At 35.1% G+C, this 24,343-nt stretch carries 26 protein-coding genes; 19 read left to right on the forward strand and 7 right to left on the reverse strand.

Annotation, left to right across the window (positions count from 1 at the left end; all coding sequences use genetic code 11):
- Positions 1-36: 36 nt before the first annotated feature.
- On the reverse strand, positions 37-771 hold the full coding sequence (locus tag KO02_RS04765) for an HAD family hydrolase (RefSeq protein ID WP_038696294.1): 735 nt from the start codon (positions 769-771) through the stop codon (positions 37-39).
- A gap of 287 nt (positions 772-1,058) precedes the next feature.
- Here KO02_RS04765 and KO02_RS04770 point away from each other — a divergent pair, with 287 nt between their 5' ends.
- From KO02_RS04770 to KO02_RS04785, 4 genes are all read left to right on the forward strand, one after another.
- Positions 1,059-1,640: a helix-turn-helix domain-containing protein gene (locus KO02_RS04770; protein ID WP_038696296.1), complete on the forward strand. Its 582-nt coding sequence runs from the start codon at positions 1,059-1,061 to the stop codon at positions 1,638-1,640.
- A 185-nt stretch (positions 1,641-1,825) separates the two neighbouring features.
- Entirely contained in the window at positions 1,826-3,163 is a 1,338-nt protein-coding gene (locus KO02_RS04775; protein ID WP_038702144.1) for a DUF5690 family protein, read from the forward strand.
- A 13-nt stretch (positions 3,164-3,176) separates the two neighbouring features.
- Complete coding sequence (locus KO02_RS04780) at positions 3,177-4,334, forward strand: TIGR03364 family FAD-dependent oxidoreductase (RefSeq protein WP_038696298.1); 1,158 nt, start codon at positions 3,177-3,179, stop codon at positions 4,332-4,334.
- Between the two features lie 282 nt (positions 4,335-4,616).
- Positions 4,617-5,090 (forward strand): hypothetical protein, encoded by a 474-nt coding sequence (locus tag KO02_RS04785; RefSeq protein ID WP_038696299.1) that lies wholly within the window; start codon positions 4,617-4,619, stop codon positions 5,088-5,090.
- Between the two features lie 116 nt (positions 5,091-5,206).
- On the opposite strand, the gene KO02_RS04790 is transcribed toward KO02_RS04785, so the two are convergent.
- From KO02_RS04790 to KO02_RS04800, 3 genes are all read right to left on the reverse strand, one after another.
- A complete protein-coding gene (locus tag KO02_RS04790) occupies positions 5,207-5,908 on the reverse strand; it encodes a class I SAM-dependent methyltransferase (RefSeq protein WP_038696301.1) in 702 nt (233 codons plus the stop codon).
- Positions 5,901-7,073: a nicotinate phosphoribosyltransferase gene (gene pncB / locus KO02_RS04795; protein ID WP_038696302.1), complete on the reverse strand. Its 1,173-nt coding sequence runs from the start codon at positions 7,071-7,073 to the stop codon at positions 5,901-5,903. The genes KO02_RS04790 and pncB overlap by 8 nt, the downstream gene beginning before the upstream one ends.
- Positions 7,074-7,226: 153 nt before the next feature.
- Complete coding sequence (locus tag KO02_RS04800) at positions 7,227-8,726, reverse strand: DUF6600 domain-containing protein (protein WP_038696303.1); 1,500 nt, start codon at positions 8,724-8,726, stop codon at positions 7,227-7,229.
- A gap of 259 nt (positions 8,727-8,985) precedes the next feature.
- Between KO02_RS04800 and KO02_RS04805 the strand changes: the two genes are divergently transcribed.
- The 6 genes from KO02_RS04805 to KO02_RS04830 all read left to right on the forward strand — a co-directional run bounded on the left by KO02_RS04805 (position 8,986) and on the right by KO02_RS04830 (position 13,097).
- Positions 8,986-9,744, forward strand: a complete 759-nt coding sequence (locus KO02_RS04805) for an MlaE family ABC transporter permease (RefSeq protein WP_038696304.1) — start codon at positions 8,986-8,988, stop codon at positions 9,742-9,744.
- A 2-nt stretch (positions 9,745-9,746) separates the two neighbouring features.
- Positions 9,747-10,520, forward strand: coding sequence for an ABC transporter ATP-binding protein (locus KO02_RS04810; RefSeq protein WP_038696305.1), 774 nt, complete (start codon positions 9,747-9,749; stop codon positions 10,518-10,520).
- Between the two features lie 4 nt (positions 10,521-10,524).
- Positions 10,525-11,529 carry an MlaD family protein gene (locus tag KO02_RS04815; protein WP_038696306.1) on the forward strand — a complete coding sequence of 335 codons (1,005 nt, stop codon included), beginning with the start codon at positions 10,525-10,527 and terminating at the stop codon, positions 11,527-11,529.
- A gap of 140 nt (positions 11,530-11,669) precedes the next feature.
- Positions 11,670-12,365: an RluA family pseudouridine synthase gene (locus KO02_RS04820; RefSeq protein ID WP_038696309.1), complete on the forward strand. Its 696-nt coding sequence runs from the start codon at positions 11,670-11,672 to the stop codon at positions 12,363-12,365.
- Between the two features lie 40 nt (positions 12,366-12,405).
- The gene (locus tag KO02_RS04825; RefSeq protein WP_038696310.1) at positions 12,406-12,675 is read left to right on the forward strand and encodes a hypothetical protein; all 270 of its coding nucleotides are present in this window, start codon (positions 12,406-12,408) and stop codon (positions 12,673-12,675) included.
- 11 nt (positions 12,676-12,686) lie between these two features.
- Complete coding sequence (locus tag KO02_RS04830) at positions 12,687-13,097, forward strand: DUF983 domain-containing protein (protein WP_051959760.1); 411 nt, start codon at positions 12,687-12,689, stop codon at positions 13,095-13,097.
- A gap of 14 nt (positions 13,098-13,111) precedes the next feature.
- On the opposite strand, the gene KO02_RS04835 is transcribed toward KO02_RS04830, so the two are convergent.
- Complete coding sequence (locus tag KO02_RS04835) at positions 13,112-13,396, reverse strand: DUF4286 family protein (RefSeq protein WP_038696311.1); 285 nt, start codon at positions 13,394-13,396, stop codon at positions 13,112-13,114.
- Between the two features lie 158 nt (positions 13,397-13,554).
- Between KO02_RS04835 and KO02_RS04840 the strand changes: the two genes are divergently transcribed.
- From KO02_RS04840 to KO02_RS04880, 9 genes are all read left to right on the forward strand, one after another.
- The gene (locus KO02_RS04840; protein ID WP_038696314.1) at positions 13,555-15,444 is read left to right on the forward strand and encodes an alpha/beta hydrolase family protein; all 1,890 of its coding nucleotides are present in this window, start codon (positions 13,555-13,557) and stop codon (positions 15,442-15,444) included.
- Positions 15,445-15,449: 5 nt separating this feature from the next.
- Positions 15,450-17,108 carry a sensor histidine kinase gene (locus tag KO02_RS04845; RefSeq protein WP_038696316.1) on the forward strand — a complete coding sequence of 553 codons (1,659 nt, stop codon included), beginning with the start codon at positions 15,450-15,452 and terminating at the stop codon, positions 17,106-17,108.
- Positions 17,109-17,122: 14 nt separating this feature from the next.
- Entirely contained in the window at positions 17,123-17,821 is a 699-nt protein-coding gene (locus KO02_RS04850) for a response regulator transcription factor (protein ID WP_038696317.1), read from the forward strand.
- 145 nt (positions 17,822-17,966) lie between these two features.
- Entirely contained in the window at positions 17,967-18,440 is a 474-nt protein-coding gene (gene greA, locus KO02_RS04855; protein ID WP_038696318.1) for a transcription elongation factor GreA, read from the forward strand.
- Positions 18,441-18,557: 117 nt separating this feature from the next.
- Complete coding sequence (locus KO02_RS04860; RefSeq protein WP_038696319.1) at positions 18,558-18,971, forward strand: HIT family protein; 414 nt, start codon at positions 18,558-18,560, stop codon at positions 18,969-18,971.
- 176 nt (positions 18,972-19,147) lie between these two features.
- Positions 19,148-19,801: a DedA family protein gene (locus tag KO02_RS04865; RefSeq protein ID WP_038702148.1), complete on the forward strand. Its 654-nt coding sequence runs from the start codon at positions 19,148-19,150 to the stop codon at positions 19,799-19,801.
- Between the two features lie 5 nt (positions 19,802-19,806).
- Positions 19,807-20,349: an inorganic diphosphatase gene (locus KO02_RS04870; RefSeq protein ID WP_038696320.1), complete on the forward strand. Its 543-nt coding sequence runs from the start codon at positions 19,807-19,809 to the stop codon at positions 20,347-20,349.
- Between the two features lie 8 nt (positions 20,350-20,357).
- Positions 20,358-21,671 carry a hemolysin family protein gene (locus KO02_RS04875; protein WP_038696322.1) on the forward strand — a complete coding sequence of 438 codons (1,314 nt, stop codon included), beginning with the start codon at positions 20,358-20,360 and terminating at the stop codon, positions 21,669-21,671.
- Positions 21,672-21,676: 5 nt separating this feature from the next.
- A complete protein-coding gene (locus KO02_RS04880) occupies positions 21,677-22,390 on the forward strand; it encodes a 16S rRNA (uracil(1498)-N(3))-methyltransferase (protein ID WP_038696324.1) in 714 nt (237 codons plus the stop codon).
- 36 nt (positions 22,391-22,426) lie between these two features.
- On the opposite strand, the gene KO02_RS04885 is transcribed toward KO02_RS04880, so the two are convergent.
- A complete protein-coding gene (locus tag KO02_RS04885) occupies positions 22,427-22,903 on the reverse strand; it encodes a hypothetical protein (RefSeq protein ID WP_038696326.1) in 477 nt (158 codons plus the stop codon).
- Between the two features lie 92 nt (positions 22,904-22,995).
- The gene (locus KO02_RS04890) at positions 22,996-24,342 is read right to left on the reverse strand and encodes an ABC transporter permease (protein ID WP_038696328.1); all 1,347 of its coding nucleotides are present in this window, start codon (positions 24,340-24,342) and stop codon (positions 22,996-22,998) included.
- Position 24,343 lies beyond the last annotated feature (1 nt).

Genomic DNA, 24,343 nt, shown 5'->3' on the forward strand with positions numbered 1-24,343 from the left:
TGATTCACCTCTTTTGTTGTTTATAGACTTATACTTTTAGCGATTTAATTCTTGAATTAGGCCAATTAAATCCGTTGGTTGGTGAATTAATCGGTCATGAGCAAATGGAATTAACTCCGATTCGTTATGCGTACCGTAAAGCGAACCAACTGAGTACAATACTTGGGCACTAGCAGCCGATTGTAAATCGGAGGGTGTATCACCCAGATTAATGACTTGCTTTGGATCGGCTACTTGGCATTTCTTCATAGCCAATTGGATCATTTCAGGAGCTGGGCGACCATTGATAACATCGCTACTGGAAATCGAGCAGTTGATGATATTCTGACCTGTATTGTCCAGACTTAAGTACTGACTGTCTAATCCTTTATCCCAACCCAATTTTGCTAAGATGATATCGGTTACTTTTCTATAAAAGCCAGTGGTCAGTGCTATCTTTATATTTTGGCTTTTGCAAAATTCAAACACTTCCAATACGCCATCATATGGTTTAGCACCCACTGTCTCATAATGTGATTCTAAGGTATTGCAAAAATAATCGTATGATTCTTTTACTTTATCATGGAAGGAAGGATGATTTTCACCTATAGCTTCTTTCCAAATCGTTTCGAATACCAAAATTTTTGACCAACCCATCATACTATTGATTTTAGATGGTGTAATGTCCAATTGAGTAGCAGTGATAGCGTCAAAGAAACATTTTTCTACCTCTCTATGATCTTGAACAGTTGTTCCTGCCATATCAAGTACAGCTAATTTTAGTTTACTCATGCTTAATTTGTTTTTTGTTTTAATATGATTAAAAATATACGTTTAATTGCTTGATTTTTTATGCAAAAGATGTTTATTTCTTATTGATGCGGAACTTAAGTAAGAAATAAAAGCATCATATTTGTTTTGCAATACTAAACAATGTTTATATATACTATATTGATTTAATATTAAATTTATGTTATGAATTGCGCACTTAGGGACCATCAGAATTGGGTTCACCTTATGTTAAGTAATAGAAACTTAATGTATGTGAAAACAAATAATTGATTACATTTGATTTGATTATGGAAGATAATACGATATTTAAAATTAGTAGTAAAATAAGGGAAATCCGTAAAGTCAAAGGGATTACCATTCATGAATTGGCGAATAAAGCTGGTGTCAGTAAGGGATTAATATCACAGATAGAAAATAACCGAACGATTCCTTCTCTGTTCGTATTGATCAATATCATCAATGCTCTTGATGTGGATTTGAATGTGTTTTTTAAGGACTTTAACTCAGATAATGCATTAGGTCCTATAATTGTCAGAAAGAAGGATAGTTATGAAGCGTTTGAAAAAGAGCAAGCAATTGGTTTCCATTACAAGCGTATATTTTCTTCCTCTATTGATAGTTCAACTTTAGATATTGTATTGTTAGAGCTGTTGCCTGACGCCAAACGTCCAATGGTCAAAACCGAGGCTTTTGAATATAAATATATCCTGAGTGGTCAGGTTGAATATGTTTTCAAAGATCAGGTAATTGTGTTAGATGAAGGTGACTCTATTTTCTTTAATGGCCGATTGTCCCATACACCAAGAAATATTGGTCCTGATAAAGCGATTATGTTGATAATTTACTTTTTCGATCAAAATCGAAAATAACCTATGACAAATAAAAATAAAAAAGACTTTCCTTAATAGGAAAGTCTTTTTTATTTTTAAGATATGAGCGAGTTAGAAAAGCCGATTTATTGTTTACAAATACTTAACAAAAGTTTAGTATTGTGTTAATTTTTGAAGTTTACTTTTGGATGTAGAGAAAGTATCACAGATATAAGCACTAAATAATGGAGATAACACAAAGATTTAAAAAGCGTATCAGTCAAATGGATGAAAAATCTGTTGCCATTCTTTTGGCAGTCACAGCATTTCTATGTTATACTTGTATGTATTCTTTTCGAAAATCGTTTACTGCAGCTTCTTTTGATGACGCTACGGTCTGGGGTATTAATTACAAGGTATGCTTGGTGATTGCTCAGATGATAGGTTATATGTTCTCTAAATTTTACGGTATCAAATTTATTGCAGAAAGTAAACAAAAGAACCGTGGGCGCTATCTGATTGTTTTGATCTGCATTTCTTGGCTTAGTCTATTGGCATTTGCTTGGTTCCCTCGTCCTTATAATGTTGCCTTTCTTTTGTTGAACGGTTTCCCTTTAGGTATGGTATGGGGATTAGTCTTCAGTTACCTGGAAGGTAGGAAATATACCGAAATAATGGGTGCGGTGATGGCTGTTAGTTTAATCTTTGCTTCTGGTCTCATCAAGACGGTAGGACGTTGGCTGATGCACACTTTTCCGATTAATGAATATTGGATGCCGTTCTGTACTGGTTTTTTGTTTCTTTTACCTTTTATAGCTTGTGTCTGGCTTTTAGAGCAGGCACCCCATCCTACAGAGCAAGATAAGGCGTTAAGGACAGAACGTGTGGCTATGGATAAGACAAGCAGGAAGGAGTTTTTTAAAATGTTTAAACCAGGTATTATATTAACGGTGGTTATCTATACTATGTTGACCATAATACGTGATGTGCGTGATAATTTTGAAATCGAAATATGGGAAATGCTTCATTTAAAAGGTAACGGTGTTTTTGCAAAAGTTGACGGTATGATTGCGTTGATTGTCTTAATATTAATAGCGCTACTTATCTTGGTCAAGGATAATCTGAAGGCTTTCAAATTAATTCATATGCTCATCATAAGCGGATTTTTTATAGCGGGGGTTTCAACGTATCTGTTCAGTATCCAAATGATCAGTGGATTAAGCTGGATGTTGATGGTAGGTCTTGGGTTGTATTTAGCCTATATCCCCTATAATGCCATATTCTTCGAAAGAATGATTGCTACATACAAAATGAAAAGTAATATTGGTTTTGTAATGTATTTGGCCGATGCTATTGGCTATTTAGGTAGTTTCTTTGTCTTACTCAATAAAGAGTTATTACCCAATTCAGTGACTTGGGGAAGTTATTTTATACAATTAGTTTTTTTTACATCAATAATTGGAGGGGGATTATCCTTATTATCATTATACTATTTTGTTCGTAAAAAAGAAGCTGTCGACAAAAAGGAACAAGAAACAGTGAAATCTTGGTGTGTAAAAAATAGTGACGTTCAAATAAGTTAACATAAAACATAAAATGGATATAAATAAATATGATTTAATCGTTGTGGGAGGTGGGATTTTGGGGACTTTTCACGCTTATCATGCTTTATTAAAAGGATTAAAAGTATTACAATTGGAGAAGGATAATTTTCCTATAAGTTCTACAGTTCGTAATTTTGGACAGGTCGTACCTTCTGGAATGTCCGGTAAATGGTTTGATTACGGGGTTAGAGGATTAGAAATATATAAGGCTATCCAAAAGGAAATGGATATTTCTGTACGCAATAATGGAAGCATCTACATTGCATCCGATCATGACGAAGTTCAGATTGCACACGAATTGAGTACACATTATAAGCAAGTTGGCTATGAGCATGAGCTTTGGTCAAAAGAGCAAATATTGGCAGCCTATCCAATGATGCATGCAGATTATGTGAAGGAAGCGATTGTATTTAAGCAGGAGCTGAGTGTGGAGCCTGAGATGATGATCCATCGTTTACATCAGTATATGCAAAGTAAATTTGAAAAATATACGTTGAGGTTTAATAAGACGGTGATGGCTTGTGAAGATTATGCTGATTCGGTGAAAATAACAACAAGTGATTTGGAAACCTTTCAGGCGGATAAAGTCGTTATCTGTAATGGATATGAGTTTAAGGTGCTCTATCGTTCATTATTTGAAGATAGTGGTTTGAAGATTAGTAAATTACAAATGATGCGTACTAAACCGATGAAAACCATGCATCTGCCGGGTAATATCCTGACAGGACTTACCCTTCGTCGTTATGAAAGTTTTGAAGAGTATTGTCCTTCATTTCACAAGATAGCAGTGCCTGAGCATTATAAAGAATTGCGTGAAAATGGTATCCATATCTTATTTAAGCAAGCTGTTGATGGAAGCATCATTATAGGCGATTCGCACGAATATGCTAAAGGCAGTCAATTGGAAGAATTGGGGTTTTCTATCAATAGCCATATTAATGAATTGATGTTAATGGAAGCAAATCGTATCCTTCCTATGAATCATAATATGATCGCTAGCACATGGGCAGGTTTTTACGCACAGCATAAAAATGAAATTCTGGAAGTCGATGTTAGCGATCGTATTCATGTACGTACTGGGATCGGCGGTAAGGGGATGACTGCGAGTGCTGGCTATGCTGAGCAAAGTATTAAGCAGCTATTTGGATAAAAGATTTAAATAACAAACGCTGGGAATACCTAACAAAAAATTTGGTAGGTATTCCTGGTTATAGACGAATTGGTTCTTGACCCTTCATTTTTCCAACAGTGTTATCACAGTTGTTAAAGTCATCATGATTGAATTTTAGGATGTATGTTTTGTGGTGTAAAAAGTATGGATTTAGGATTTTAGAATAAATTGATAGGTCGAATTTGGTGGGACAAATAATTTATTGCAATTTTAACAGAGGTCAATGCTATTCGCTGACCCCCTGTTATTTAAAACCATTTTATGAAAAACCTAAAAGATCATAGCCTTATTATTATTTTATTCGGAATGATGTTTTTATCTTGCTCAACTCATGATAAAGAAACACATGAGCAGAAGCAAAAGATTGTTGGCACCTATCGTTTGGTAGATAGTAAAACAATTAGGGGTAAAGATACAATTGTTGCATTTACGGATACTTTAAGAACAGAAATGTTTAAAATGTTTAATGAAAGTCATTTCTCGTTCTTTAACCACGACAAAGAAAAAGGGAAGGGAAAAGATCCATTATTTGTCTCTGGTGGTGGTACCTATACGCTTAATGGAGTTAATTACCAAGAGCGTTTACAATATTGTAGTATGCGGGATTGGGAAAACAATATATTTGATTTCGAGTTGATTCAAAAAGGCGATACATTAATTCAAAAGGGAGAAGAAAATCTTCCAGAATTGGGAATCAAACAAGTGATCATTGAAACCTATGTTAAATTAAAATAGTTCCCGAATATGGGGACGCTTGTTTTTTTTATTTAAACATAGCGCATTAAAAAACACCTTTCTGCATGAAGTACTGAAAGGTGTTTTTTTATTGTATCGCTTTAAGCGATAACTTATTATTTTCTTTTTTCCATACGTACAAGGTATTGGTCATGTTCATCTTCGAATAAGACCTGAACCACCCAACCTAATTCATGGGATATTTTAATAAGCATTTTTTGATCAAGATAGAGCCATTTAAATTTTTCACCAAAATTCCCCTGGTATTGGTATTGGAAGTTGATCTCCCCAAAATAATGGTCAGGTCGCTTGATTTTATACTCTTCATATAAGTAATCAATATTTGAAGTGTCAAATAAAAGTTGCCCCCTATCAGTCAGTAAAGTTTCGGCATGGATCAATAATTTCTTAAAACCTTCAATATCTCCTGCTAGACCAATACCATTCATTAAAAATAAAAGGGTGTCATATTTTTGGTTTTCAAATTGATAAAAGTCCGCATGATGTATTTTTTGAACACCTCTTTGTTGCATGATTTGGCAGGCGATATTGGAAATTTCTAATGCCTCTACATCAAAATTCTTATCCTGTAAATATAGACTATGACATCCAGCACCCGCACCAACATCCAGTACACGACCATCACACAATGAAAGAGCTATGAATTCTAGCTCTGGTATCTCTTCGTCGTCACGGAAAAAAATATCTACAGGCATCTCTTCAATATCACCATAACTGCTGTGTAAAAGCAGTGGGGCTATCTCTTTTTGATGAATGTAATAATCGTTTAAGGCTTCGCCGTATATATCTCTATTCATGAATCATTAAAATTTGTTTTGCCAATTGAATGGTTGCTGGATCACCTGTATTTTTCTTTGGTTCATCAGAGAGCTTGATTACTTGTGTCCATTCATCATCTTCTGGTTGGGTTTCTGTCATTTTGAGGACAATATTCATTTGTGGCAAACCTACATCATTGGTGAAATTAGTACCCACTCCAAAGGAATAGCCAATTCTACCTTTACAATATTGTGTAATATGAGCGACTTTATCATAATCTAGACCATCTGAAAAAATAATGGTTTTTGATAAAGGGTCGATTCCCTTACTTACATAGTGCATGATAATTTTTTCCGCGAACTCTAACGGGTCTCCACTGTCATGTCTGACGCCGTCAAATAATTTGGTTAACTTTTTGTCGAATTGTTTGAAAAAAACTTCTGTGGTATAGGTGTCAGATAATGCGATTCCTAAATCGCCACGATAGACATCGGACCAGTGCTCCAATCCCAGTAGGTTTGCCATTTTGTAACCATATTTGGCCGCGTGAAACATAAACCATTCATGTGCATGCGTTCCAATTGGTTTCGTTTGGAATTGCATAGCAAGTAATACATTGCTGGTTCCAATGAATGTACCTGCTCCATATTGTTTTAAAGTTTCAACCACAAGCTGGTGAACATGAAAAGAATGGCGTCTTCGCGTTCCAAAATCTGCAATTGTAATATCTAGTTTTTTATATTTTTCAATTTTATTTTTCGCATCTTCAATGACCTGATTATCAGGGAGGCGTTTTTGCGCTGTAATTTCGTAATATAGTTCACATATTAAAGCCATGATCGGTACTTCCCATAAGATGGTACGGTACCAGTAACCTTCAATTTTAACTTCTAGATTATCGCCAGTTTGGTTGATCGTAATCTCATCCGGGTCATAGCGATAACCTTGTAGAAAATCAAAATAAGTGGGGTCGATATAGGGACAGTTTTGAGCGAAAAATGTTTTCTCAGCCTTTGTCAACTTTAAACTCGCCATGTCATCGATGGCGGCTCTTAATTTTAAATCAAACCCTGCAGGAAATTTATGCTGACCACGATTGATAAATTGATAGCGAGCCTTTGCTTTGGGAAAGAGCTTGACAACAGCATATTGCATTGTAAACTTGTAAAAGTCGTTATCTAGTATGGATGTTAATTGAGCCATTCGCCTCTTTATATAATATGAATAAGGATGTAAATTTACTAATTAACATCAATTTAAGGTAATTGTTCGAGAAAACCAATAGATCAATGACTGATTTTTTTCTCAAAAAAAGAGGTTTGATATTATTTATCAAACCTCTTTTTTATTTTTTGATTATCGAGTTCGTGATCCACTACTACGATTATTCTCGGATTGAGATGTATTCCTTTCTACTGTACTGGAGGAACTTCTGCTTGAAGAAGAACCGCGGTCCGTTGTAGAAGATTGTACCCTTGCAGGTTGTGCACTTCTGGTCTGTTGTCCTTGTGCAGGTCTACTTGTTCTAGCATCGTTGCTTGTCGAAGATTGTACCTTTGCAGGTTGTGCACTTCTGGACTGTTGCCCTTGTGCAGGTCTACTTGTTCTAGCATCGTTGCTTGTCGATTGTACTTTCGCTGGTTGTTCGTTTCTGGCCGGTTGTGTCTGCGTAGTTCTGCTACTTCTAGTAGCTTGTCCTTGTACAGGCTGGCCACTCTTACGTATTTCCTCTTGTTTTGAAGATGATGTATTACCCCTAGTTCTATCCGTGCGAACTGAACTACTATTTGTTTCAGTTCTGGCGTTGCCTGTAGTAGAAGAGTTATTTACCGTTGCATTCGAATTATCTCGAGTACGGCTACTACCCGTTACATTACTGCTATTTTGATTTCTGTTGGCCGCTCTATCATTGTTTCGTGTTGTTGTGCTATTATTTGAACCAGATCTTACTGTAGCATTTCCCTTGTTATCAATGTAAAGTTCGCGGTTACCTCTCGTACTCGTCATATTGTCTCTATCAGAAATGACCTTATCATTTCTATTTTGCAATGATGTATTGTTGTTACGTGTACGTGAAGAAGCTTCAGCAATACGACTCGGTCTTGCATCTGTTCTAGAATTGCGGTCAATATTAGGACGGTACATGTCTATACTGTTTTTGGTTACACGTGAAGTACCTGCTCTTCCAGAATTATTGATATTTCTTACGCTTACTCGTTTGCCTGTACTGCGTTCAATATCTGATCTTCTCGGACCTCCATAATAGTTTCTATTGTTGACAATAATTGTGTTATTGATAATCGTGGTTTTATTATAGAAATTATTGTAATTACGTGGATGTACATAATAGCGATCCAATCGGTTACTATAGATATTGGATGATCCAACAAATACCCATAAATTCATCGGTAGGTTAATGGAAATATTGATACCTAAAGGCGCCCAACCATAGTAACCAGAACCTTGTCTCCAATTTACCCAAGCCGGTCCCCACTCATAATCAGGAGTCCATGCCCAACCATAATTATTATTGTACTCCCATCTGCCATAGTGGAAGGGTGCCCAACCCCATGAATAGTTAGATACCCAAGTGTTTCCATATTCAGTCATGGTCCAATAGCCATTTGTTGAATAGGGTTGAAAGTTTGGACCTACATCCGGAATCCACATGTAACCATGTTCTCGGTCATTTACCCAATCTCCGTAGGGAGCGAGTTCATCATAGAACATTTGGAAAGAAACACCACTCTGGTAATCGTTATACCCGCGCTGGGCAAATGTTGTATTCGGATTTGCGAAAAATAGTATACTGAATATTGCAATTGCAATCAGTTTTATATGTTTAATTCTTTTCATGACAATTCAATTTTGTAAATCGTGAAAAATAAGTACTTTCAATTTGGTAAGTATGACACCTAAAATAAGCCTATGGTTTAATTAGACTTCTGTTTTTTTATTAGAAAACTTATTCTATATTATTTTGTTGTGTTTTAGGACTGTAAGTAAACTTACAATGAAAGTAAGTGATTATGGGTTGATTATAATTACCTATTTTTTGTACCTTTATCCCTTCAATCGTGTCATAAAATAGTATACACAGGAAATATTTATTTTAATGTTAAATAAACTTCAATCATTTTTTACCGAATTTGCAAATATTCATCGGTTCTTAACTCGCTTTTGGCGAGAGCTAGTTACACCTCCGTATGAATTTAAAGAAATAATTCGCCAATGTTTTGAGATTGGTTATAAATCGTTGCCATTAATCAGTTTAACGGGTTTTATTGTGGGGTTTGTTTTTACGAAACAATCGCGACCATCTTTAGAAGAGTTTGGAGCCACTTCTTGGTTACCATCTTTAATATCTATAGCTATTATTCGTGCATTGGCGCCACTGGTTACCGCATTGATCGCTTCGGGTAAAATCGGGTCGCAAGTGGGGGCAGAGCTGAGTTCTATGAATGTCACAGAACAAATTGATGCCATGGAAGTATCGGGAACGAATCCTTTTAAATTTTTAATAGTCAGTCGCATTATTGCAACTACAATCGGAATACCGATTTTATGTTTTTATGTGGCAGGCGTTGGGCTATTGGGCGGATATTTGAGTATGGCTGCGAAAGATGACTTAAGTTTTTTGAGTTTTTTTACACAGGTATTTGAAACAATTGGTTATCAAGATATATGGGCAATGGTTTTTAGAGCTGTTGTATTTGGATTTACTATAGGTGCGGTGAGCTGCTATTGTGGGTATTACTCTTCTAAAGGAACTGAAGGGGTCGGAAAGGCTGCAAATGCAGCTGTTGTTGCTTCTATGTTCTTGGTTTTTATTGAGGAAATAATCATCGTGCAAATCTTATCGATAATAAGTTAGATATGGAAAAAGTTAAAACACCTATTGATTATCAAGATGCTGTCATTACGATACGTGGCGTCAGTAAATCATTCGGAGAGAACCATGTTTTACGAAATGTTGATTTAGATTTATATCGCGGAGAAAATTTAGTTGTATTGGGTCGTTCCGGTACGGGTAAATCGGTCCTTATAAAACTGATAGCAGGTTTATTGAAACCGGATTCGGGCTCAATCCATGTTTTAGGTAGCTCTGTTAATGATTTAAGAGATAAAGATTTGATGCAATTGCGGTTGCGTATTGGTTTTTCATTTCAAAATAGTGCCTTATACGATAGTATGACCGTGCGTGAAAATCTGGAATTTCCACTGATTCGGAATAAAAGAAATCTGACACGTACAGAGATTAATAAAGAAGTAGAAGATGTACTTGAAGGGGTAGGATTATCTCAGGCGATTAATCAGATGCCTTCCGAATTGTCTGGTGGACAGCGGAAAAGAATTGGTATTGCGCGAACATTGATCTTAAGACCAGATATCATGATGTATGATGAGCCAACAGCAGGCTTGGATCCGATAACTTGTTTGGATATCAATAGTTTGATAAATGAAGTGCAAGAGCGTTATAAGACATCCTCTATTATTATTACACACGATTTGTCTTGTGCAAAATCGGTGGGAGATCGCGTGGTAATGCTGTTAGATGGTAAGTTTGAAAGACAGGGATCTTTTAAGGAAATATTTGAAACAAATGATGCGCGAGTTAAAGCGTTTTATGATTATAATTTTATTGTTTAATTAAATGAGCAAAGCAGAAAATAAGAGAGCAGTAATAGTGGGACTATTCGTTTTTATAGGGTTAGCTATTCTGATTGCGGGTATTTTTGTATTGGGTAGCCAGCAAAAGAAATTTACAAAGACTTTCGAAATAGCTACGTCTTTCCCAGATGTTGCAGGATTGAAAGTAGGGAGCAATGTTTGGTTTTCAGGAGTGAAAGTAGGGATTATAAAAAATATTCATTTCAAGAACTTGCAAGACGTAGAGGTTGTTATGACCATTGAAGAAAAATCTGCAGAATATATACGTAAGGATGCTATCACCAAATTAGGCTCAGATGGTCTTATTGGGAATAAGATTATTGTGATTTCTGGAGGTTCTCAAAATGCACCTTCAATTGAAGCAAATGATTTTCTACGTTCTGCGAAAGCTGCAGATATGGATGCTATGATGGAAACATTGCAACTTAATAATCAGAATTTAGCAAAAATAACGACTGATTTTGTTGAGATTTCACGTGGTTTGGTAGAAGGACGCGGCGTAGTCGGTTCATTATTGACCGATACGGCTTTGGTTTCTTCTTTACAACAATCGCTACAATCAATAAGTCTGGTAATGGCAAAAGCAAATACAGCAACTTCAAACCTGGTGTTGTTGACAGAAAAGTTGAATTCGAATAAAGGATTGGTTCACGACCTGACAACAGATACAGCAGTGTTTGCGAGTTTAAGAGCTTCAGCTGCTCAATTGCAAGGTGTTTCTCAGACAGCAAATGCGCTGATGACAAACTTAAATGCTGCTTCAGACAAATTAAGTAGTAAAGATAACGCCATTGGGACCCTGATCAATGACCCTGCAGTTGGTGACCAACTGAGAGATGTTGTTCGTAATTTGAATACAAGTACAGCTAAATTAGATCAAAATATGGAAGCTTTACAAAGCAATTTCTTGTTGAGAGGCTTCTTCAAAAAGAAGGAAAAGGAAGCGAAAAAAGCAACTGAAGAGTCATTAAAGGACTCTGTACAATAGAAATTAAAATAGGAATGAAAGTAAAGGACAATTTTCTCAAAAAATTGTCCTTTACTTTTTTAAGGTATTCTGATTAGCCGTATCTTTGTTCGATTAATCATAGTCTGATTATGACTATTGTTGGATTTTATTTGATATAAATGAATAGTATTACAGATAGAGATGTTATCTATGAAGATAATCATCTTATCGCGATAAATAAGAGAGCAGGAGATATTGTTCAAGTCGACGATACAGGTGATAAATCCTTAGAAGAAATGGTTAAGGAGTATTTGAAAAATAAATACAACAAACCTAATGAGGCCTTTTTGGGAGTTATTCACCGTCTTGACAGGCCAGTAAGCGGCCTTATAGTTTTCGCGAAAACAAGCAAAGCACTTGAACGAATGAATAAACTCTTCAAGGATCGTCAGGTAAAAAAAACTTACCTTGCTGTAGTGAGACAAAGGCCTGCTGAACCATCTGGGAAATTAGTTAATTGGTTGGTACGTAACCGTCAAAAGATGGTGACTAAGTCTTTTAACAAAGAAGTCAAAGATAGCAGTTACGCAGAATTAGATTATACCTTGATTGGAGAATTGAATGGTTTTCACTTATTGAGAGTTGAGCCATTGACTGGACGTACGCATCAGATTCGTGTGCAACTATCGACTATGGGATGTCCTATTGTAGGAGATAACAAGTATGGCTACCCCCGCGGCAGCTCCAAAGGTAGTATATGCCTGCACGCAAGGTCTCTAGATTTTGTGCACCCAACCAAAAAAGAACCTATAAAATTAACTGCTCCTTTACAACATGATGGTTTTTGGGAAAAATTCTCTAAGTTTAAAGATTAATCTCAATCAACTTTCTCCTATTTTTAAGTATCTTTGTATTATGAAAACGGTTAAGTATTTGCTAGTTACGATTGTTTTATTTTTCACGATTAGTGTAACGGCTATTAGTTCAGTACAAGCACAATGTGCCATGTGCTCCTTAAATGCAGAAAATTCTACACAGAATGGTAATACGCAAGGGAAAGGTTTAAATGATGGCATTTTATTCTTGCTAGCCATTCCTTATTTAGCAGCTGCAGGTTTGGGTTTCCTATGGTATAAGAAGTTTCGTACTTCTAAATCGGATAAAACGCAAGAAAAAATCCTTTAAAAATAAAAGCTATGCCAACATCTAAATTTCATGCGCTTGTTCATTCAAAGTGTCCAAGATGTCATGTGGGAAATATGTTTGATGGGTCTGCGTATGGTTTTCGTAAACAAAAGACATATGATACATGTTCGGTTTGTAATTTAACTTTTGAAATCGAACCGGGATATTTTTATGCAGCTATGTATGTCAGTTATGCCATGTCGGTAGCCGAAGTAGTCACTTTAGGTATTGCAACCGGAGTAATTACAGGAAGTGAGTCGCCTTGGACCTATATGATTGTGCTTTTTGCAACAATTATTATGTTTGCGCCTTTCAATTATCGCTATTCCCGATTGGTATTGTTGCATTTCATGACTCCAAAAATAGCTTATGACCCAAAGTGGGAGCTTATAGAAGAAATCAAAAATAAGAGCGATATTTAATATCGCTCTTATTTTTATAAGTATTTCATAGTACTATCAAAAATAAAGGCTTTATCCTTATATTTTGATAAAATCTCATTTTGAAGGTGAATGAGGTGATTTTGTTGAAATAACGCTATATCCTCTTCTGATGGAACCTGTATTTGTAAACAGTAGGTTACTCCTTCATGTGGAGAATTAAGCATTTCTAAAAAATGAGGATTAAACGTTGTATTGTTTAGAAGATTTTCTTTAATCCAAGAAACTATTTCCTGATGTACAGATTCTTCTGATATGATGGATATGTTATATAAATACATGAGGACAAAAATATAAACTTTAATTGCCTTATTGAAATATAAAATATATATATTGAAATACAATAATTATGAGTTGTTCTTGTAAAATTAAAGTTGCACATGATTTGTTATTGGTAATTAATTTTAATCTTTGATTAGGTTGACGAATGAGGTTTTTTATGCGCGCACACATTATATTTTCTACATTAATTATCATACTATTTCTAGGTATTGGCTGTTCGAGTAATAAAACAGAGCGTATACCTATAGAAAGTTTTTTTTCAACACCTGAAAAAACCTCCTTTAAGATTTCTCCAGATGGTAAATTTATCGCCTACATTGGTTTGGATAATCATTGTAAAAATATTTTTTTGTTGAATTTGGCAAATCGAGATAGTTCAAAACAATTAACCTATCAGAATGACATGAATGTCAATAGTTTTGTATGGGGGGATAATAAAGAAATAATTTTCTCAATTGAACAAACCTCTAATGATAGTCTGAGACTTTATTCTGTTAATATTTTAACGGATTCGCTTCAACCACTAATAAAGCCAATGAAGGCTAAGTTCCGTTGGGTTCAACCAGCTCAATTATATGATAATGGAATTATTGTGGCAATCAATAATCGGGATTCATCTATTTTTGACTTACATAAGCTATATATCGATGGTAGAAAATCTGAAATGATTCTTCAAAATCCTGGAAATCTAAATTCTTGGTTTGTCTCTAATGATGGTCAGGTAAGATTGGTGATGGCTAATGATAGTGTTGAAGAATCATTAATGTATAGGCCAGACAATCAGCAACCTTTCCATCAGGTTTTAAAAAATGATTTTGGGTCTACCATTATTCCGATGGGCTTTGTGAAAAATTCAACGACTAATATTTATGCACTATCCAATATAGGAAGGGATAAATTGTCTTTGGTAGAATATGACCTGAACCAAAAAATGGAAATTCATGAAGTTTTTAGTAATAAAGAGGTAGATCTTGACCGTGGGGGCTATTCATCCTTCACAAACGATATGATGTATTCTTCGTTTACTATCTTTAAAAAGAAACGTCATTTTTTCAGTAGCAATACAGCCCAAATTTTTAAAAGAATAACGGATAAGGCAAAAGGCTCTGAATTTGATATTATTGATGCAGACTCTACCTTTAGTAAAATTATAATCAGAACTTATACAGATACTAACCCAGGGGCAATTTATTATTTTGATTGCCAGGATAATGAACTACACAAGCTCACAGATAACAACCCTAATCTGAAAGATAGGGAATTGTCTCAAACAGAGTTGGTGAAGTATCAGGCTCGAGATGGTATGATGATTACGGGCTTTATCACCTATCCATTGCATGAAAAACGAAAAAATCTTCCCGTTGTGGTTTTACCGCATGATGGGCCCAATCAAAGAGAGGTTTGGGGCTTTGATCATGAAGCACAGTTTTTTGCGAATCGTGGTTATGTTGTGTTTCAAATGAATTATCGTGGGTCGGTGGGTTATGGGAAAGCATTTTGGTCTGCTGGATTTAAGGAATGGGGAGGTAAGATTCAAGATGATATTACTGATGGTGTAAAATGGCTTATTAAGGAAGGCATTGCCGATAAGGATAGGATTGCAATAGTAGGGAAGGGTTTCGGTGGATACTCGGCACTCCATGCAGCTTGTTTCAATTCAGATCTATATGCATGTGCTGTATCTTATTCTGGGTATACCAATCTATTTACCTATTTTAGGGATATACCACCATATGTAAAACCATATTTGCAAAAGTATTATCAAATTATCGGTAATCCTATTCGTGAATCGGGCATGTTTAAGCAAATTTCACCCGTATTTCATTCCAATCGGGTGAAGATTCCAGTTTTAATTGCTCAAGGAGGTAAAGATCGGTTTAGTTCTGTCACAGATGCTAATCAATTCGTCCAAAAGCTTAAGAATAATAATATTCCAGTGCAGTATATTTTGAAAGAAGAAGAAGGTAGAACGTTTAAAAAGGATGAGAACGTGATTCAATATTATCAAGAATTAGAGAAGTTCCTAGATAAATACATTGGTAATTAAGGGTGATGAAAGAAACGAGTTATAACTATCGTAAGAACTTTGGATTGCTTTTTGTCTTTTTTGCATTTGTTACGCTTTTGTATTTAGTCGTTATTTTTGCAGCTCGAAATTACACGATAAACCATGTTGATAATGAATTTACAAATAGAAAATCAGAAGTATTTGACTTAACATTAATGCCCTTCAATGATTTTTTTCAAAATAGAGTACCTGAAGTTTCTTTTTATCAGGGTTATCTAGATTCTTTGGAGGCTGGGAAATATGCGTACAGCGTTTTAAGCTCTTATCCCTTTGTGAAAGAGATTGTATTTTATGACATGCTTTTTAGTAACGATAATAGAATACTTGCCGGATTTTCTATCAATGGCTTAAATATCAGGCCAAAGACATTATCAGTTTTCACTGTTAATAATCGAGGGTTAAGCAAAAGGTATATTACCAAAAGAGAAGAGATGGGTCCTTTTAATGAAGAACTCAATAGTATGGGGATTAAGGTGGCAAGTTATATTGATAAATTGCAAGCCAATTCCAAATTGACGGATAAAGATATACTTCGGGTATTTTATGCTACACAGCCCGGGCGTATAACCTATCTCAACATTCCGAGAATCAATGATTTGTTCGTATATAAGGATATTATGGATGTTAAGTTAGATCACATCGTCAATTACGAACAAGATATGTTTGTGTTTAATGTAGATCCAACGTTTCTAGAAGTCAAAAATATCTATCCCAATCTTTATGAACGTATCGAAATAGTCCCAATTGTCAGAGCACCGGTAACCTCAGATATTAAAGAATTTGTCACAGAGATGCCTTTGCCAGGTGCTTTAGCAGATTATAAATTACTTTTTCGCTCAAGTGAATCTTTTATATCCATGGAGGTGAATCGGAGCTTTTTTCCGATTGTGCTCGGAATTTCCCTTGTGTATATTACACTACTTGTAATTTTATATTTGATTTACCGAAATTTAGAAATTAACGGAAGGTTGTTTAAATTGCAATATGATTTCATCAATAATTTGACACATGAGTTTAAGACACCGGTGAGTGTGATCAAGATCGCGGGGAATAACATTAAAAGCGCCCAGTCTTTATCCGATGAGGAGCGTACTATGTATGGTAATATATTGGACCAAGAATCAGATCGACTGAATAATTTAATGAACAAGCTATTATCCTTTAGTCAAATTGAGAATAAGACAATTAAGCTAAAAAAAGAAGAGATAGATTTAAATTCTTTTGTTGATAATATTGTTGCTTCTACCCAGTTGAAGCACACCGATTTTAAGATATCAAAAGACATTAACGTGAAATCCAGCTTGCTAGCCGACCCTGTATTATTAACAAGTGTATTTCAAAATTTAATGGATAATGCTTACAAATACTCAGATCAGAAGCGGAAAATACTAGATATTAAAATACAACAAAATAAAAAGAATTTTGTTATTATCTTTAGGGACGAAGGGATTGGTATAAGTAAGAGTGAGTTTTCAAATATATTTAAAAAATTCTATCGTATAAAGAGTCAATACAATCAGCAGGGGAGTATTGGTTTGGGTTTAGCCTTTTGTAAAGAAATAACAGAATTTATGGGGGGAGAAATTTCTGTTAAAAGTGAAATAGGTAAGGGAACTACCTTTACTATCATTTTTTCAGTTTAAAAATATAATTAATTATGAGCAAAGAAATAACTGTAGCTGTTATTGAGGATGATGAAAACCTTCGCTTTTTAGTTCGTCACAGATTAGAAACTGAAGGGTATAATGTTGTTCAAACGGGGGATGGAAATGAAGCTGAAAAGTTGATTTTAGAAAAAAAACCGGATGTTGTATTGTTAGATTGGATGTTACCAGGTAAAGAAGGTAATGAAATTTGTGAAAACATTCGTAAAGCAGGATTTGAAAATATAGTCATCATGATGACTGCTAAATCACAGGATATAGATAAGATAGAAGCATATAGTTTTGGAGTAACGGATTATATCAGTAAACCTTTCAATATGGATGTATTGATTGCGATGATTGAAAATAAAGTTCGATTTTTCTTACCTAAAAATACACCTGAGGTTTATCATTTTGGTAAAACTGAACATCAACCAAATATACATTCGCTCATCAGAGATGGTAAAAAGATTGAATTGACTATTCTAGAGAACCGGATCTTGTTGCATTTTTTACAAAATGTGGGTAAAGAAATAACACGTGAAGAATTAATGGAAGTAGTATGGGGATATAGTTCAAATGTCAATACAAGGACGCTCGATATGCATGTTGTGAGATTGAGAAAGAAGATTGAGAAAAATCCAGATAAGCCATACTATTTACAGACTGTGAGAGGTTTAGGTTATCGTTTTGTAGACGAAGAAGAGAATTAATCTGAATTGCTGAGTAAGAATTTGTTTTGTTAAAAACAATTCTTACCTTCGTATTATATACTGCGAGACCATGTTATCTGACAAGGATAACATGGTCTTGTTTCATTTTTGAAATAAGAAGGTAAATAAAATAATAACTAAAATTATGGCAGAAGTAACTTATTACACCGCAGAGGGATTACAAAAACTCAAGGAAGAGTTGCACTATCTTAAAACTGAAGGAAGAACTCTTATCTCAAACGCAATCGCTGAAGCTAGAGATAAAGGTGATTTATCTGAGAATGCAGAATATGATGCTGCAAAAGAAGCACAGGGTATGCATGAGGCGAAAATTGCTAACTTGGAAAATACAATGGCTAGTGCGCGATTGATCGATGAATCAAAATTAGATTCGACAAAAGTGTTGGCCTTGTCTATCGTGAAGATTAAAAATAAGAAAAATGGCGCAGAAATGACTTATCAACTGGTTTCTGAAACCGAAGCTGATATGAAGTTGGGTAAGATTTCTGTTAAGTCTCCTATTGCCAAAGGATTACTTGGTAAATCCAAAGGAGATATAGCGGTAATTGATGTGCCAGCTGGTCAAATCGAATTCGAGATTATCGAAATAACAAGATAAATTATAACGGTTATGTGCGGTTTTGCCATAACCGCATATTATTAAAACATTATCTCATCAATTAAGGTTGCATTACATGCAGCCTTTTTTTATATTTGGTTTATAAACAACTCAAATATGTCTACAATTTTTTCAAAAATAGTGTCGGGGGAGATTTCTGCTTATAAGGTCGCAGAGAGTAATGATTTCTTAGCTTTTCTAGATGTTAGCCCTTTAGCTAAAGGTCATGTCTTAGTTATCCCAAAACGTGAAACAGACTATATATTTGATATTCATGACGACGAGTATATGGCTCTTTGGGTTTTTTCAAAAATAGTTGCTCAAGGTATTCAACGTGCTTTTCCTTGTAAAAAAATAGGAGTAGCAGTTATTGGATTAGAAGTTGCCCATGCTCATATCCATTTAGTCCCCCTTAATAATGTTTCTGATTTAAATTTTTCTCTTCCTAGGCTGTCCTTTACACACGAAGAATTTACTGAAATAGCAGAAGCGATAAAAGAGTCAATTATCAATGTTACAACTGATAATTAATCTTAAAGAAGCTTATCTAAAGTAGTATTTTAAATATAAATATAAAAAAAGACTATAATATATTATATCTTTGCAGCTTATATAGAAACTATATGTCTATATAAATTGTCATAGATTGTGATTATATTATCATGACATTTTTTCACAAAAATAAGTGGAAACATAAAAAAGAAATTATGCAAGATCTTTTGTTGTCTTTTCAACAATTACTGAACCCAGAGGAATTATTGAGCTCTGGAGGTTTTTATTTAGTTTTACTAATTGTATTTGCTGAAACAGGTTTGTTTTTTGGTTTCTTTTTGCCAGGAGATTATTTGTTATTTTTAGCTGGACTTTTTTGCGCATTAAATAAAATCGAAATTGATATCGTAACACTTTGTGCAGGTTTAATTGTCGCAGGTGTACTCGGTAATTTTGCTGGATATTGGTTTGGATATCGAGCGGGTCCCATGCTCTTTAAGCGGAAAGATAGTTTTATTTTTAAGCGTAAGTATGTCGTAATGGCCGAAGAGTTTTACCATAAATACGGTGGTACTGCACTTATTATTGGAAGATTTGTACCTATAGTAAGGACTTTTGCTCCTATTTTTGCTGGGGTCGTTAAATTAGATTTTAAGAAATTTGTAATTTTCAATATTTCCGGAGCTATGCTTTGGGTATTGCTATTAACCTTATCGGGTTATTTTCTGGGGATAGAATTCCCTTGGATAATAGATTACGTCGAATACATTATTGTTGGATTAATTGCCGTTGCCTTCTTACCGATTGTCATTGCATTGATCAAACGTAAATTGAATGATAATAAAAACAAACAAAATAATATACAGTAAATCAAATGAGTACACAAAATCCTTGGCATAAAGTATCTCCTGGTGCTAATGTGCCAAATTCAGTAAACGCAATTATTGAAATTTCAAATGGTTCAAAAGGCAAATACGAATTAGATAAAGAAACAGGTCTTTTATTATTAGATCGCGTTTTGAGTTCGTCTGTTGTTTATCCTGCTAATTACGGTTTTATTCCACAAACATATTGTGATGATAATGATCCTTTAGATATTTTAGTGATTTGTTCTGTTGATATTCTTCCATTGACGTTGGTAGAAGCACAAATCATTGGTGTGATGAACATGGTTGATGGTGGTGAACAAGATGATAAAATCATTGCTGTAGCTAAAAACGATCCTGTATATAATTATATTACAGATATTGAACAACTTTCCCCACACAGTATGAAAGAAATTGTTCAATTTTTCGAAAGCTATAAAGCATTAGAAAAGAAAAACGTTGTTGTAGAAGGAGTTCAAGGACGTCTGGTAGCACAACAAATTCTATTGGATAGTATAGAATTGTACAATAAAGAATTTGGTAATAAATAAACCCCATAATGGCCCTCGATATTTTTTGGACAATATTTTTAGTAGTTGCAAATGGTTTTTTTGTTGCCGCAGAGTTTGCTATTGTCAAAGTAAGAGCCTCGCAGATTGAGCTCCAAGCAAAATCAGGAAGCAATGTTGCTAAAATTGCAAAAAATATTACAGAGCATTTGGATAAATACCTAGCTGCAACCCAGCTAGGTATTACTTTAGCATCCCTAGGCTTAGGCTGGAAAGGTGAAGCTGTGATGACCGAAATTGTGTCAAATATGTTTTCATATTTGAATGTTGACACTTCTCAAAGTTGGGCTAAATGGACAGGTTTTGCGCTTGCATTTGGTACCATTACATTTTTACATGTCGTTCTTGGTGAATTGGCACCGAAATCAATCGCCATACAAAAACCTGTAGCAACAACCATGAAAGTGGCTATACCATTACGGATATTTTATTGGCTATTGATGCCTTTGATTTATGTTTTTAATGGCTTTGCTAACTTTTTATTAAGATTGATCGGTATTCAATCTCATTCCAGCGAGTCTTCCCATTCTTCGGAAGAATTACAGTATTTATTGGATAAGGGAAAAGAAAGTGGTGCCTTGGATACTTCTGAACATGAGCTGATTAAAAATGTTTTCGATTTTAATGAACGTATCGTAAAGAATATCATGGTTCCTCGAACCAAGATTGTTGCTGTAGAAGAAGATTGTGCAGCCATAGATTTCATTAATACAGTTACTGAAGAAGGATATTCTCGTATTCCTATTTATGACGATAGCATTGATCAAATTGTCGGTATCGTGCATACAAAGGATATTCTACCCATCGTTATGAAAGGTAAGGAAGTCGTATTGAAAGATATTATGCGTAAACCATACTTTATTCCCGAAACCAAAAAAATTAATGATTTGATGGCCGAGTTTCAATTGAAGAGAATTCAGTTGGCTATTGTTTTAGATGAATTTGGAGGAACGGCGGGTATGGTCACTTTGGAAGATATTGTTGAAGAACTTGTAGGAGAGATTCAAGATGAGTACGACGAGGAGACCCCAGTGGTTGAGCGCATTTCTGAAACAGAATATATGGTTGATGCTGGCGCAAGTATTCATGATGTAAACGAATTTTTACCTCTTGATTTACCAGAAAGTCAAGATTACGATACCGTTTCGGGATTGGTAAGTGATTTATTTGATAAGATTCCAGAAGTAGGAGAATACAAGGAAATATATGGTTATACGTTTACGATTATTCGTAAGACACAACAAAATATAGAATTTGTAAAATTAGAATTGGTTGAATCCATGGATGATGACCGAGAGGATTAATACTTATGCAGTTATTTTTTACAGAAGAGATTAGACCTGATTTCAAAAACTTTATTCTAAGTGAAGAAGAGAGTAAACATGCTATTCGAGTACTTCGACTTCAAGGAGGGGATAAAGTTCATCTCATTGATGGTCGCGGCGGATTGTATGAAGCGGAAATTTTAGACCCACACCCTAAAAGAACAGTCTTGACGATAATCCATGTTCAAGAGAATTTCCAGAAATCATCTTATCACCTACATATCGCTGTGGCACCAACTAAGAATATCGATCGCTTCGAATGGTTTTTAGAAAAAGCAACAGAGATTGGTATCCATGAAATTACACCTTTGATATGTGAACACTCAGAACGTAAGGAAGTTAAGTTGGATCGTTTGAATAAAGTGATTGTGTCGGCGATGAAACAATCTTTAAAAGCTTATATTCCAAAACTGAATCCCGCTATTACTTTTTCTCAGTTTTGTAAACAACAGGAAGAAAATACCGCTACAAAAGTTATCGCTCACTGTATTGATACTGAAAAGCAATATCTAAATCAGGTATTACAACCAGGTAAGCATTATATAGTAATGATTGGTCCGGAAGGTGATTTTTCGACAACAGAAATCGAACAAGCTTTAAATTTAGGTTATCTTCCCATTTCACTAGGAGAAGCAAGATTAAGAACAGAAACAGCAGCGCTCACTTCATGTCTTGAAGTTTCGTTACTCAATAGATAAAATAAAATAAGCCGCTATTTAGCGGCTTATTTTATTTTATTTTATAAGAATTGCATCTATAATCATGATTTCAGAGTTCCCTTGTAAAGGATCTTTATTGAATACCATTTTTCCCTTTAGTTTGACAGGTTCTTCGGTAAACTTAATCGCATCACCTTTTAAAAAGACTTCCACCATTGGTGGGATTCCATTTGATCCACAAAACATACATTGTGCTACCGGAAGTACGGATATCATGAAATTTTTGTGCGTCCGTCCACTTGTCAAGGGAACCATATAACCAGGGATCTCAACAATTTTATTTTCTAACGCCTTCAATTCAGCAGGGTAGAAAGGTGTGTATATTTTTTTACTCCCTTTATATGAAACCTGATAGGCCATTTTATCAATTGCTTCCCAAGTTTTGTTCATCATTGGGGTGTGGTCAGGCACACTTGGATCAAGCCCAATCTGCGCATTTGCAGTAAAGCAACAGGTTATCAGTAAGCTTAAGAATACGATTATTTTTTTCATCAGAATATATTATTTATGCGTATAAAGTTAAATGGTATAGTTGAACTAGTTACCCTCGGTTTGTTATTTAAAGCGCCTCGTTTCATAGTGTTCTAATTGTGCGATAAAATTTGTGAGATGGTAGTTCTATATGCCTTTATTGCCGGGATTAAAGCCGAAATGATACCGATTGTACAAGCTAATAAAATAAAAATAAATTCTATAGGATTTAGACGGAAAGCATCAATAAAATCAGCACTTTGACTTGTTTGTAAACTAATCATGTAAAGTGCGATATGTGCAAAAATAAGACCTAAAAATCCTCCTATTATTGTGATGACCATGCCTTCAAGAATAACTAGTGAAAATAGTTTAAGTTTGGAGGCTCCTAAAGTGCGCATGATTGCTAAGTCATATTTACGCTGTTTCAGCGCGTTGTACAAGCTTATAAAAACACTCAATCCAGCGATCGACATAATGATATAGGCTAATATCTGTAAAGAGTCTATTCCTACACCTAATAGTGAAAATAAGCGTGAACTTTCTATCGCAGGTGAGGCTGCTTGCATTTGTGTATTTTGAGCTATAAATTTTGGTAATACAGCAAGTGCCGCTGGCGAGCGGTATTGTACCAGTAAAGCGGTGATCTCTAAGCCAGCAGAGTGAATCATATCTGCTCCAATGGATTTAACCATCATACCATTATTCTGTTGCTCATGAGTATGATCGTGTTCATCATCGCTAATTTCACCATGATGATGGAGATAAGCATCCCTAGTCTCCACTAGATCTTCTTTGGCTTCGGCCTCTTCCGTAGTCAGCTCGTCATGGTGGCCCGAATGTTCGATTCCATGCACATCCCAAACACTACTAAGACTCGTCAGAATGAGGTTGTCCGTGATGTTGTTATTATGTGCTAATATCCCTACAACTGTAAATGGATGTTCAGCATGGCTATGGCCATCTTTGCTTAGGCCGTGTGAACTATGGATTTGATCGCCAATTTTAATATGCTGCTTGCGGGCAACATCAGTTCCAATAACGACCTCGTAGTCTTGATGAAATAATGTCCCTTGTTGAATTTTGGTTTCATATAAAGTAAGAAAACTCGAATCCGTACCTACTATGCGATGCCCTTTATAATTGTCACCTAATGAAACCGGAACAGCAAGTTTTACAAGTGGGTTATGCTGTATTTTTTCAGCTTCAGCTAGGGAGATATTTCCAGTGGGGTTATCCATATGATACACACTAGACAATATCAGCTGAAGTGGGCTTCCTTTGGCCCCTACTACTAAATCAATGTTTTTACTATTATTTTCCAGTTGTTTTTCAAAGCTATCGCTGGTAATTGAAAGTACGCATAATATAGCTACACCAAAAGCAGTGAGTAAGATACTAAGTACAGTCGATCCAGTTTGTTTACTGATGTTCTTCCAAACTAATTGAATGGTATTCATA

The organism is Sphingobacterium sp. ML3W (genome assembly GCF_000747525.1).
In the GTDB taxonomy this organism is placed as follows: Bacteria; Bacteroidota; Bacteroidia; order Sphingobacteriales; family Sphingobacteriaceae; genus Sphingobacterium.

Excerpts from the sequence above, each read along its gene's own strand:
- KO02_RS04765 (WP_038696294.1), bottom strand. The coding sequence starts at position 771 with ATGAGTAAACTAAAATTAGCTGTACTTGATATGGCAGGAACAACTGTT.
- KO02_RS04770 (WP_038696296.1), top strand. The coding sequence starts at position 1,059 with ATGGAAGATAATACGATATTTAAAATTAGTAGTAAAATAAGGGAAATC.
- KO02_RS04775 (WP_038702144.1), top strand. The coding sequence starts at position 1,826 with ATGGAGATAACACAAAGATTTAAAAAGCGTATCAGTCAAATGGATGAA.
- KO02_RS04780 (WP_038696298.1), top strand. The coding sequence starts at position 3,177 with ATGGATATAAATAAATATGATTTAATCGTTGTGGGAGGTGGGATTTTG.
- KO02_RS04785 (WP_038696299.1), top strand. The coding sequence starts at position 4,617 with ATGAAAAACCTAAAAGATCATAGCCTTATTATTATTTTATTCGGAATG.
- KO02_RS04790 (WP_038696301.1), bottom strand. The coding sequence starts at position 5,908 with ATGAATAGAGATATATACGGCGAAGCCTTAAACGATTATTACATTCAT.
- pncB (WP_038696302.1), bottom strand. The coding sequence starts at position 7,073 with ATGGCTCAATTAACATCCATACTAGATAACGACTTTTACAAGTTTACA.
- KO02_RS04800 (WP_038696303.1), bottom strand. The coding sequence starts at position 8,726 with ATGAAAAGAATTAAACATATAAAACTGATTGCAATTGCAATATTCAGT.
- KO02_RS04805 (WP_038696304.1), top strand. The coding sequence starts at position 8,986 with ATGTTAAATAAACTTCAATCATTTTTTACCGAATTTGCAAATATTCAT.
- KO02_RS04810 (WP_038696305.1), top strand. The coding sequence starts at position 9,747 with ATGGAAAAAGTTAAAACACCTATTGATTATCAAGATGCTGTCATTACG.
- KO02_RS04815 (WP_038696306.1), top strand. The coding sequence starts at position 10,525 with ATGAGCAAAGCAGAAAATAAGAGAGCAGTAATAGTGGGACTATTCGTT.
- KO02_RS04820 (WP_038696309.1), top strand. The coding sequence starts at position 11,670 with ATGAATAGTATTACAGATAGAGATGTTATCTATGAAGATAATCATCTT.
- KO02_RS04825 (WP_038696310.1), top strand. The coding sequence starts at position 12,406 with ATGAAAACGGTTAAGTATTTGCTAGTTACGATTGTTTTATTTTTCACG.
- KO02_RS04830 (WP_051959760.1), top strand. The coding sequence starts at position 12,687 with ATGCCAACATCTAAATTTCATGCGCTTGTTCATTCAAAGTGTCCAAGA.
- KO02_RS04835 (WP_038696311.1), bottom strand. The coding sequence starts at position 13,396 with ATGTATTTATATAACATATCCATCATATCAGAAGAATCTGTACATCAG.
- KO02_RS04840 (WP_038696314.1), top strand. The coding sequence starts at position 13,555 with ATGCGCGCACACATTATATTTTCTACATTAATTATCATACTATTTCTA.
- KO02_RS04845 (WP_038696316.1), top strand. The coding sequence starts at position 15,450 with ATGAAAGAAACGAGTTATAACTATCGTAAGAACTTTGGATTGCTTTTT.
- KO02_RS04850 (WP_038696317.1), top strand. The coding sequence starts at position 17,123 with ATGAGCAAAGAAATAACTGTAGCTGTTATTGAGGATGATGAAAACCTT.
- greA (WP_038696318.1), top strand. The coding sequence starts at position 17,967 with ATGGCAGAAGTAACTTATTACACCGCAGAGGGATTACAAAAACTCAAG.
- KO02_RS04860 (WP_038696319.1), top strand. The coding sequence starts at position 18,558 with ATGTCTACAATTTTTTCAAAAATAGTGTCGGGGGAGATTTCTGCTTAT.
- KO02_RS04865 (WP_038702148.1), top strand. The coding sequence starts at position 19,148 with ATGCAAGATCTTTTGTTGTCTTTTCAACAATTACTGAACCCAGAGGAA.
- KO02_RS04870 (WP_038696320.1), top strand. The coding sequence starts at position 19,807 with ATGAGTACACAAAATCCTTGGCATAAAGTATCTCCTGGTGCTAATGTG.
- KO02_RS04875 (WP_038696322.1), top strand. The coding sequence starts at position 20,358 with ATGGCCCTCGATATTTTTTGGACAATATTTTTAGTAGTTGCAAATGGT.
- KO02_RS04880 (WP_038696324.1), top strand. The coding sequence starts at position 21,677 with ATGCAGTTATTTTTTACAGAAGAGATTAGACCTGATTTCAAAAACTTT.
- KO02_RS04885 (WP_038696326.1), bottom strand. The coding sequence starts at position 22,903 with ATGAAAAAAATAATCGTATTCTTAAGCTTACTGATAACCTGTTGCTTT.
- KO02_RS04890 (WP_038696328.1), bottom strand. The coding sequence starts at position 24,342 with ATGAATACCATTCAATTAGTTTGGAAGAACATCAGTAAACAAACTGGA.